Origin of the sequence: Flavobacterium pokkalii (assembly GCF_014596575.1) — a bacterium.
Lineage (GTDB): Bacteria > Bacteroidota > Bacteroidia > Flavobacteriales > Flavobacteriaceae > Flavobacterium > Flavobacterium pokkalii.
In genome coordinates this window covers 1-2,270 of record NZ_NASZ01000042.1, presented here as the reverse complement: position 1 = coordinate 2,270, position 2,270 = coordinate 1, and the positions used below count along the sequence as shown (strand labels likewise).

Sequence of the window (2,270 nt, the reverse complement as noted above, 5' to 3'; positions counted from 1 at the left end):
TAATCCATCATTTTACGAACCGCCGAGTACGTGACCCGTACGCTCGGTGGTGTGAGAGGCGCACTCTGTCAGCTACTGGCAGAGCCGTCTACTCGATTATAAGTAGTTGCGGATTATTAAAAACAAATTTTAAAAATGGAACAAAAAGAATTTATACTATGTGCAGCAATTTGGATTAACGATAACCAAGTGCATAAACAACAACCCGAAAACATTGAAATCGGATTTGTTATTTGCGGCAGAAGGCATCACAACTGCTATCAAACTATCACAGACTTGAAAGGTGATGTGAATGAATATTTTAAACCCTTAAATATGTCAGAAGATGATTATAGAGAGCATCAAGGTTTTATAACTTCATTGGATAGATATGTGAACAGAAAGGAAGGATTTAAAATTGCTAAAGCTAATAACCAAATTCAATTTGGGTTATCTGCTACTGAAAACGGTGATGATTCAATTCTAATTAGCGAAAATCTTTATTAGAACGATGATCGTAGCAATTACTTATAACTAGTATATAGGCGAAACAAACCTTCGTATATGCACCCAAAATTGGGTAGATTGGCGAAGGTTTGTTTCGCTTTTTCGTTTTTTCAAATATATTATTTTTTTCTTACAAATCATCAAAAGGACTCTTAATTTGTTGGATACTTTTCGTATTTAATTGGTTTCAATAACAATAGCAATTTCAATAACAAAAACAATAGTAAATTTTCAAGTGTGCAGGACTGCACGTCAAAAAAAAAAAGAAATTCTGAAACATCCCGAGGTTTCGGGACAGAAAAAAAATCCGACTTGTAGTACGCAAATCGGATTGTAATTCGAGTTATATCAGTTTATTTGATAATTCCGATGGAGCCTTCCTCGGACGGAATTAATTCGAGAATGGAATTGGGAGCCAGATTTGGTTCGATGCGGTGCGAAACGTACACAATGGTCATATTGGATTCTTGTTTGAGCAAATTAATCAATTGGCACACCAGGGCTACGCTTTCGTCGTCTAAGCCTTCTACGGGTTCGTCCAAAATTACCAACGGCGGGTGTTTTAAAACCGAGCGCACAATCATCGCCAGACGTTGTTGTCCTACCGAAAGGCGTTTGAACATTTTGTTTTTAAGGTGTTTCATTCCAATTAAATCCAGCCATTCGTCGGCAATTTTTTTATGTAGCGTCGTTGGCAGATCATACAATCCGATGGAATCAAAAAAACCGGAAAGTATCATTTGTTCCAAAGTATGATTTCGGGTAAATAAACTCGTCATATTGGTCGCAAAATAACCGATGTTTTTTTTGATGTCCCAAACGCTTTCGCCACTTCCTTTTTTGCGACCAAAAAGGTATAAATCCTGACCATAACCTTTCGGATTATCTCCGTTGATTAGGGATAATAGGGTGCTTTTTCCGGAACCGTTCGGTCCGATTAATTGCCAGAATTCGCCCTGATTGATAGTCCAGTTAATGTTTTTGACAATGGGACGTTCCTGATAACTCACCGAAACATTGTTCATTTGAATCAAAACTTTCTCGGTTTGTTCAAAAGCATGTGGCGGATGCGGAATTCCGGACTGGCTTATAATTTTATTTTCGTGCGCTTTGTGTGAAATATTTTCTAGTACAAAAGCATCCGAATTGATTTGTCGGTTATTGGAAATAAAAGGCAGTAAATCGGCTGAGCGATTGATGAGTTGGATAATGGTAATATGCGACGCCATTTCTTCCAGTGCTTTTGCCAACTCAACTCTAGAGGCCTGATCCAAATGATCCATCGGATTGTCAAAAATGATAAAATCCGGTTTTTGGTCAATGCAGTATTGCAGAAATTTCTTTTTGCGCTGTCCGGAAGAAAAAGTACTCAGTTTCCGGTTAGAATCAATAGCTGTTAATTCGATGTATCGAAATTCTTTTTGGATAAACTGATCGATGGCAATATCCGAAAATAAAATTCCTTTTAAGGTGTTGAATGGAGTTAATTCCTCTTTGGCATTTCCGGAAAGAATGTTTTCTATAAATTCTTTTTTATTGATTTGATTGGAAAGTAAAATGTTCCAATGGGTGGCAGTTTGCATTAAAAAGTCTCTTTTTTATTGACTGCAAAGATAGGAAGTTTTAAGTTATGGGTTGTGGGTTGTGAGTTGTGAGTTGGAAAGTAGTGTTCAGTAATCAGTGTTCAGAGAACAGAGAACAGAGAACAGAGAACAGAGAACAGAGAACAGAGAACAGAGAACAGAGAACAGAGAACAGAGAACAGAGAACAGAGAACAGAGAAC

The 2,270-nt window shown here is 37.4% G+C and carries 2 protein-coding genes; one reads left to right on the top strand and one right to left on the bottom strand.

The annotated features are described in order from the left end of the window. Positions 1 to 135: 135 nt before the first annotated feature. Complete coding sequence (locus B6A10_RS16115; RefSeq protein WP_188221688.1) at positions 136 to 486, top strand: hypothetical protein; 351 nt, start codon at positions 136 to 138, stop codon at positions 484 to 486. 353 nt (positions 487 to 839) lie between these two features. Here B6A10_RS16115 and B6A10_RS16110 read toward each other — a convergent pair whose 3' ends face one another. Continuing rightward, complete coding sequence (locus B6A10_RS16110) at positions 840 to 2,069, bottom strand: ATP-binding cassette domain-containing protein (RefSeq protein WP_188221687.1); 1,230 nt, start codon at positions 2,067 to 2,069, stop codon at positions 840 to 842. Between the last annotated feature and the right edge of the window lie 201 nt (positions 2,070 to 2,270).

What these genes read in the sequence shown, in the direction of transcription:
- B6A10_RS16110 (WP_188221687.1), bottom strand. Translation starts at nt 2,069, where the DNA reads ATGCAAACTGCCACCCATTGGAACATTTTACTTTCCAATCAAATCAAT.
- B6A10_RS16115 (WP_188221688.1), top strand. Translation starts at nt 136, where the DNA reads ATGGAACAAAAAGAATTTATACTATGTGCAGCAATTTGGATTAACGAT.